At 71.6% G+C, this 7,305-nt stretch carries 8 protein-coding genes and 1 pseudogene; 1 reads left to right on the forward strand and 8 read right to left on the reverse strand.

The genetic code is table 11. The features are described from left to right. Positions 1-101 precede the first annotated feature (101 nt). The 8 genes and pseudogenes from mutM to rsmD all read right to left on the reverse strand — a co-directional run bounded on the left by mutM (position 102) and on the right by rsmD (position 5,687). Positions 102-959 (reverse strand): bifunctional DNA-formamidopyrimidine glycosylase/DNA-(apurinic or apyrimidinic site) lyase, encoded by an 858-nt coding sequence (gene mutM / locus ACXN5W_RS27100; protein WP_473161220.1) that lies wholly within the window; start codon positions 957-959, stop codon positions 102-104. Between the two features lie 217 nt (positions 960-1,176). Beyond that, positions 1,177-1,884, reverse strand: a pseudogene (gene rnc / locus ACXN5W_RS27105) (ribonuclease III); the annotation flags it as partial. After that, positions 1,881-2,840, reverse strand: a complete 960-nt coding sequence (locus ACXN5W_RS27110; RefSeq protein WP_473161221.1) for a phosphate acyltransferase PlsX — start codon at positions 2,838-2,840, stop codon at positions 1,881-1,883. The pseudogene rnc and the gene ACXN5W_RS27110, both read right to left, overlap by 4 nt. Before the next feature lie 119 nt (positions 2,841-2,959). After that, entirely contained in the window at positions 2,960-3,133 is a 174-nt protein-coding gene (gene rpmF / locus ACXN5W_RS27115; RefSeq protein WP_473161222.1) for a 50S ribosomal protein L32, read from the reverse strand. A 5-nt stretch (positions 3,134-3,138) separates the two neighbouring features. Next, positions 3,139-3,696 carry a YceD family protein gene (locus tag ACXN5W_RS27120; RefSeq protein WP_473161223.1) on the reverse strand — a complete coding sequence of 186 codons (558 nt, stop codon included), beginning with the start codon at positions 3,694-3,696 and terminating at the stop codon, positions 3,139-3,141. Positions 3,697-3,923: 227 nt separating this feature from the next. Then, positions 3,924-4,418 (reverse strand): ATP synthase subunit B family protein, encoded by a 495-nt coding sequence (locus ACXN5W_RS27125; protein WP_473161224.1) that lies wholly within the window; start codon positions 4,416-4,418, stop codon positions 3,924-3,926. A 223-nt stretch (positions 4,419-4,641) separates the two neighbouring features. Then, positions 4,642-5,127, reverse strand: coding sequence for a pantetheine-phosphate adenylyltransferase (gene coaD / locus ACXN5W_RS27130; RefSeq protein WP_473161225.1), 486 nt, complete (start codon positions 5,125-5,127; stop codon positions 4,642-4,644). Next, entirely contained in the window at positions 5,124-5,687 is a 564-nt protein-coding gene (rsmD, locus tag ACXN5W_RS27135) for a 16S rRNA (guanine(966)-N(2))-methyltransferase RsmD (protein WP_473161226.1), read from the reverse strand. The genes coaD and rsmD overlap by 4 nt, the downstream gene beginning before the upstream one ends. A gap of 320 nt (positions 5,688-6,007) precedes the next feature. Between rsmD and ACXN5W_RS27140 the strand changes: the two genes are divergently transcribed. Continuing rightward, the gene (locus ACXN5W_RS27140; protein ID WP_473161227.1) at positions 6,008-7,171 is read left to right on the forward strand and encodes a cell wall anchor protein; all 1,164 of its coding nucleotides are present in this window, start codon (positions 6,008-6,010) and stop codon (positions 7,169-7,171) included. The last annotated feature ends 134 nt before the right edge of the window (positions 7,172-7,305 follow it).

Raw genomic sequence — 7,305 nt, forward strand, 5'->3', positions numbered from 1 at the left:
CTCCCCCTCACCTCACGCTGTCGTCCAGTTGAGGCTAGGAACGCGACGGCGGCGGGACATCGGGGAACGCCCCGCGCTCTTCCCGGAACCGGGACCGGGGGTCAACCCCGAGCCGGAGTCCGGGGTCGGGGCTGACAGCGGGGGCAGCTGAAGGACGAACGGTTCATGAACGCCTCACGCCGGATCGGCGTACCGCAGCGGTGGCAGGGCAACCCTTCCCGGCCGTACGCGTCGAGCGATCGGTCGAAGTAACCGCTCTCGCCGTTGACGTTGACGTACAGGGCGTCGAAGCTGGTCCCGCCCTGTTTGGTGGCCGCGCCCAGGACGTCCCGGACGTGTCCGAGCAGCCGGGTCACCGCCGGTCGGCTGAGCCCGTCGGTGGGCCGCGTGCCGTGCAGCTTCGCCCGCCACAGCGCCTCGTCGGCGTAGATGTTCCCCACCCCTGAGATCAGGGTCTGGTCGAGCAGGGCGCGCTTGATCTCGGTACGCCGGCGGCGCACCGCCGCCACGAAAGCGGTGTCGGAGAACTCGGGATCCATCGGGTCCCGCGCGATGTGCGCGATCTCCACCGGCAGTTCGGCGCCGCCGGCCGACACCGCCAACCCGCCGAACGTGCGCTGGTCGACGAAGCGCAGTTCGGGCCCGGTGTCGGCGAAGCGGAACCGGACCCGCAGGTGCGGCTCGTCGACGGTGTCGGGCGGCTGCATGAGCAGCTGACCGGACATGCCGAGGTGCCCGACGACCGCGTCGCCGCTGTCCAACGGCAGCCAGAGGTACTTGCCCCGGCGCCGGACGTCGACCACGGTACGTCCGGCGAGGACCGCCGCGAAGTGGTCGGCGCCGGGCAGGTGCCGACGGATCGCCCGGGGATGACGTACCTCGACCGTGTCGATCCGGCGGCCGGTCACCCAGGTCCGCAGCCCCTGCCGGACGGTCTCGACCTCGGGCAGTTCAGGCACCCGCAGCCTCCGGGCCACTCCCGGTGTCGGCGCGGGCCCGACCGTCGGCGCGGGGCTCGGCGTCCGCGTCATCGTCGGCGCGAGGCTCAGGGGCGGCGCGACCGTCGAGGCCGGCGCGAGGCTCGATGTCGGCGTGCGGCTCGGCGTCGGCGTGATTGTTGTCGTACTCGGCGGGTGCGGTGGGTTCGGTCGACGGGGTGACGGTGGGGTCGGCCACCTGTTCGGAGAGCGTCCGCCAGGCCGCCTCGGCGGCCCGCTGTTCGGCTTCCTTCTTGCTCCGCCCGTCGGCGCCGCCGTACCGGTTGCCCGCCACCACCACCCAGGCGGTGAAGGTCTTCGCGTGGTCGGGTCCGGTGTCGTCGATCCGGTACTCGGGCACGCCGAGGCCGAGCGCCGCGGTCAGCTCCTGGAGGCTGGTCTTCCAGTCCAGCGCCGCGCCCCGGCCGGCCGACTCCGCCATCAACGGGTCGAACAACCGATGGATGACCTTGGCGGTGGGCTCCAGGCCGTACTGCAGGTAGATCGCGCCGAGCAGCGCCTCCAGGGTGTCGGCCAGGATGCTGGCCTTGTCCCGGCCCCCGGTGGCCTCCTCGCCCTTGCCCAGCAGCAGGTACGGCCCCAGCCCGGCCGGGCCGAGCCGGCGGGCCACGTCGGCCAGCGCCCGCATGTTCACGACGCTGGCCCGCAGCTTGGCGAGCTGGCCCTCGGGCAGGTCGGGATGGTTGTGGAAGAGCGCCGTGGTGATCACCACACCCAGCACCGAGTCCCCGAGGAACTCCAGCCGCTCGTTGGTGGGCAGCCCGCCGTTCTCGTACGCGAACGAGCGGTGGGTGAGGGCGCGTTCCAGCAGTTCCGGGTCGAGCGTGACCCCGAACGCCGCCTCCAGATGGCCCACCGGAGCCCGGCGGCGCTTGCTGTGCGTCATGCGGATACCTCGGAGTCGGCCGGGATGTCCCGGACTGGATCGGTGAACATGGCGCGGACCCGGGGCACCGCCGTACGCCGGTGCAGCGCCGCCGCGAGGGCGACCCCGGAGGCGATGTCGGCGCCGTCCGCCCCGCCGTGGCAGACCACCACCGTGCCGTCGACGCCGAGCAGCGCGGCCGCGCGCGGAGCACCCCCGCGCTCGGGTGGGCCGCCGGCCATCGCGTACGCCCCCTCGATGCCCTTGAGCAACACGTTGCCGGTGAAACCGTCGGTCACCACCACGTCGGCCCGGCCACCTCTCGGCACGTCGTACCCCTCGACCAGCCCCACGTAGCGGGCACCGGCGGACAGCGGTTCGGCGGACAGTGCGGCGTCCACCGCCCGGCGGGTCCGGTCGCCCTTGCCGGCCTCGGTGCCGATCGACAGCAGCCCGACCCGGGGGTTCGACACGCCGTGCGCCACCGCCGCGTAGGCCGCGCCGAGCACGGCGTGGCGGACCATGGTGGGTGGTCGCAGTTCCAGGGAACCGCCCACGTCGAGCAGCACCACCGGACCGGCCAGCGCCGGTAGCGTGGCGGCGAGAGCCGGCCGGCGTACCCCCGGCCAACGGCCGAACCCGAGGACGGCGGCCGTGACCGTCGCCCCGGTCGACCCGGCCGAGACGACGGCGTCGGCCGCGCCGGCGACGACCTCGCGCACCGCGGTGCTGACGGTGGTCTCGGCCCGGGTGGCGAGGGTCGGATCATCGCCCATCGCCACGAGCCCGTGCGCCAGCCGGACCGTGACGCGGACCCGGTCGCGCACGGCGAGGGCAGCGACCACCTGGTCGGCCACCTCGGCGGGGCCGACCAGCAGTAGACAGAGGGCGGCGTCGGCCGCCAGCGCTCGCAGAGCGCCGTCAACCACGACGGCGGGAGCATGGTCCCCGCCGAGGAGGTCGACGGCGATCCGCACGGTGTCCGGGTCCGCCGAGGCGACCGCGAGATCGCGGTCGCCGTCGGCGGGTGCCGGAACTCCGGGGAGTCGCCGGGGCGCGTGCGCCCGACCCGCGGTCGGATGCGTCGCGTCCAGCGTCAGACCTCGATGATCTGGCGACCGTTGTACGTGCCGCAGACGCCACAGGCGGAGTGCGGCAGCTTCGGGCTCTTGCACTGCGGGCACGCGACAGTCGCGACCGCCGCGACCTTCCACTGCGCCCGGCGGGACCGGGTGTTGCTGCGCGACATCTTGCGCTTGGGGACGGCCACGGTTACTACTCCTCTTTCAGTTGCGACAGGCCCGCCCAGCGCGGGTCGAGCTGTTCGTGTCGGTGGTCGGCCGGCAGGTCGTCCCAGTTCACCCCGCACTCGGGGCACAGTCCCGGGCAGTCCGCACGGCACAGCGGGTTGGCCGGCAGCGCGAGCACCAGCCCGTCCCGCACCTCCGGTTCCAGGTCGATCAGGTCTCCCTGCATCCGACCCACCTCGTCCTCCCCGGCCGTTTGGTCCGTGGTGCTGTTCTCGTAGGCGTACAGCTCCTGAACCGTCACGGTGACCGAGTCGTTGATCTCGCGCAGGCAGCGACCGCACTCGCCGGTGACCGGGCCACTGACGCTCCCGGAGACGAGCACCCCCTCGGACACCGACTCAAGCCTCAGATCGAGGCTCAGGTCCGCGCCCTCGGGCACGCTGATCAACTCCAGGCCGAGGTCCGGCGGTGCCGGGACCACCCGCTTGACCGTACGCAAGGCACCAGGCCGGCGCGGTAGGTCCCTCGTATCGAGGACCAGCGGCGACCTGGGGTCGAGGTGGGTCGGCAGATTTTTCGGCATAATCAGACTCCGGCCTGGTAGAGGCCGACGTAACAGGTTACCCGAGGGCGCGCCCCGGCGTCGAACCGGGGCTTCCGCACCGGGCTTCCGCACCGGTTTTCGCCGGACCTGCCCACTCTGGGCGGTCAGGCTTGCTCCCGACGTGGGCAGGCCCGGCGAAAACCCGACAATTGGCGTCGGGACACCCCCGGCTCGCTACGGTCGGCCGGGTGGATCGGCTCAAGCGGTCAGAAGGGTAGTGGGCGATCCGCCTCGTCGCCGAACGTTCCGATCTCCCGCAGGGCGTGCATCTTGTCCCGACCCCGCTCTATCGAGGCCAGGGCACGGGTCAGGAACTGCTCGAAGTTGGCCAGGGCGGTGTCGACGTAGTCGTCGACCTCCTCCCGGAGCCGCTGCGCCTCGGTCCGGGCCTCGGCGATGATCCGGGCACCCTCGTGCTCGGCCGACACCGTGATCTCGTTCATCGAGACCAGCCGGGCGTGTTCCGCCTCACCCTCGTTGATGATCCGGTCGGCCTCGCGCTTGCCGGCCTCCATGATCTTGTCGCGCTCCTCCAGCAGGGCGGCGGCCCGACGCAGGTCGGCGGGAAGCTCGGCGCGCAGATCGTCCAGGGCGGCGATCATCTCGCCCCGGTCCACCATGCAGTTGTTCCGGGACATCGGGACGGATCGGGCCGCCTCCACCATGGCGATGAGCTCGTCGATGCGGTCGAGCGGGTCCACCGGTACCTCACTCCTGTCGTTCGTACCCCGAGCGCCGGGCGGCCGCCGGCCGGGCCGATCCCCATCATGTCGACTCCCATGATGCGGCGTCGGACCCGGCTGACCCCGCACCCATGACGCGGGTCCGCCCGACACACATGATGCGGGTCCACCGGACCATGATGCGGTCCGGGTCCGGGAGTCGCTCCGATCGACGGCCGTCCGGCGCGTCGCCGTCGCCCAGTCAGTCCGGTGGCGTCGACAGCCGGCGCCGCAGGGCCCGGTTGACCACGTCCGGGACGTGCGCCGACACGTCCCCACCCCACTTGGCCACCTCCTTGACCAGGCTGGAGGAGACGAAGGAGTAGAGCGGGTTGGTCGGCATGAACAGCGTCTCGACCCCGGCCAGGCCGATGTTCATCTGCGCCATCTTGAGCTCGTAGTCGAAGTCGCTCACCGCGCGCAGGCCACGGACCAGGACATTCGCCTCGTACGTCCGGCAGAAGTCGACCACCAGTCCCCGGAAGGCGTAGATGTGTACGTTTCCGAAGGTCCTGGTGACCTCACCGAGCATCTCGATCCGCTCGTCGACGGTGAACAGGCTCCGCTTCGACTCGTTGATGAACACCCCGACAATGACCTCGTCGAACAGCCGGCTGGCCCGGCCGAAGATGTCGAGGTGACCGTTGGTCACCGGGTCGAACGACCCGGAGCACACCGCGCGTCTCATGATCGACGACCGTACCAAAGGGTGGACTCGCCGTACCGGCGGCTTCGCTCCGCAGTGATGCCATGCACCCAGGTCACCGGCCCGGACCGGGTGGACCGCTCGACCACCACCATGGCGTCCGGGGCGAGCCAGTCCACCGCCACGAGCGCCGCGAGGACCGCGTTCAGTTCATCTGTGGACAGCGCGTACGGCGGGTCGGCGAAGACCACGTCGTACGGGCCGCCTTCGGGGCCGGCCGCCAGCACGCCGGACACCGGCGCCGCGGCCAACCGCACGGCGGGCGCCGCCCGCATTGCCGCCACATTTTCCCGGATCGTCCGCGCCGCCCGGGCGTCGGACTCGACGAGCAGGACGTGCTCGGCCCCTCGCGAGTACGCCTCCAGGCCGACCGCCCCGGATCCGGCGTACAGGTCGGCGAACCGGGCTCCGTCGAGATCAGTCGATGCACTCAGGGCGTTGAACAGCGCCTCCCGGACCCGGTCGGAGGTCGGTCGGGTGCGCCCGCCGGGCGGCGCGGCCAGTCGTCGGCCACCCAGGGTGCCGGCCACGATCCGGGTCATCGACTGCGCTCCTCCTGAGGTCGCTACGACGATACGGGTGTGACTGGAGTGGCGATACATCACCCTCAGTCATGGATGGACGGGGGAACCCTACACGCATAGTCGAACGAATATCACGAATGCATAACATCGGCCTTAGCGGCTCCTGAAGATCGCGCCAGCCCCACGGTAGCGGCTAAGGTCTGGCGCTGTGCCGGCTGCGGGTTGCCGGCTTACGGCGTTGGGGAGGCGTCGTCGCAGGTCCCACCGATACCGGTGGTGACCTCCTGCACCGCCCCACGCGCCGCGCCCCGAACGCTTCCACCCCTCAGGAGTCACGCGTGATCCGTCCCAAGCTGTCGCTCCGGCGACCGCTCGCCGTCGTGGGGGCCACGCTCGCCGGCCTCACGGCCGCGGTCGCGGTAGCCGCCCCGGCCAGCGCCCACTGGACCGAGCCTTCGGGCACGGCGACCTGCATCGACGGCGAGTGGGTCGTCAACTGGACCGTGAAGAGCATGGTCCACTACAACGCGACGTCGTTCCGGCTGCGGGAGATCAACCTCACGCCCGCCGGCACCACGCTGACCGGGTTCGAGACCGGCCAGGACTACGCCGTCAACACGCCGCTGCACGGCGTCCAGAAGGTCCCCGCCGGCGCGGATTCGGCGACCCTGACCGTGGCCGCGACCTGGAGCGACGGGTACGCGGAGACCAAGGGCCACACGGGAACGGTGAAGCTCGAGGGCGACTGCCACCCGACCTCGACCCCGAGCCCGAGCCCCAGCCCTTCCGAGGCCACCCCGAGCCCGACGCCGACTCCGAGCGAGACCGCCACGCCGCCGGCGCCCACCACCGCCCCGACGGCCAGCTTCGCGTCGGACTGCGACGGCGTCGTCACCGTCACCCTGGGCAACGGCAATGACGCCACCGCGCCCGCGAAGCTCACGGTGAAGGCGACGGGCTTCAGCGAGGAGGTCACGCTCGCGCCGGGCGAGACCAAGGCGCTCAAGGTCCCGAGCAAGGCTGGCAAGATCACGGTCAGCGAGGGCGACAAGGCCATCGGCGACTCCTACACCTGGACCCAGCCCGAGGACTGCGTGAAGCCGGGCGAGCCCACCGCCGGGTACGAGTCGACCTGCGACAAGCTCGTCTTCGGGTTCGCGAACCCCAAGGACGGTAAGGCCTTCGAGGTCACCCTCACCCCGAACAAGGGTGACGCCCAGACCAGGACCGTGCAGCCCGGCGCCACCGAGATCATCGAGTTCAAGGCGTTCGATGGCCTGGTGGTCACCCCCAAGGCGGACGGCCTCGACGACACCACTCCGATCGCCTGGGAGAAGCCGAAGGACTGTGACGCCGCCCCGGGTACCGGTGGCGGTGGGCCGAGCCTGCCACTGACCGGTGTCGCCGCCGGTGGCATCGCCGCCGGTGCGGTCGCCCTGCTCGCCGTGGGTGCCGTGCTCTTCTTCATGGCTCGCCGCCGACGGATCCGCTTCACCGCCTGAGCCAGACAACTCGGCGGCTGATCCGCTGAGCTGAGCGTCGGAGGGGGGGGGGGACCACAAAAGTAAAACAACCCCCCCCCCTTCCCCCCCCTACCCCACCCCCCCCCCCCCCCCCCCCTTCCCCCCCGCTCTTG

The sequence above is a fragment of the Plantactinospora sp. A48 genome (assembly GCF_055793945.1).

Excerpts from the sequence above, each read along its gene's own strand:
- ACXN5W_RS27120 (WP_473161223.1), bottom strand. The coding sequence starts at position 3,696 with ATGCCGAAAAATCTGCCGACCCACCTCGACCCCAGGTCGCCGCTGGTC.
- coaD (WP_473161225.1), bottom strand. The coding sequence starts at position 5,127 with ATGAGACGCGCGGTGTGCTCCGGGTCGTTCGACCCGGTGACCAACGGT.
- rsmD (WP_473161226.1), bottom strand. The coding sequence starts at position 5,687 with ATGACCCGGATCGTGGCCGGCACCCTGGGTGGCCGACGACTGGCCGCG.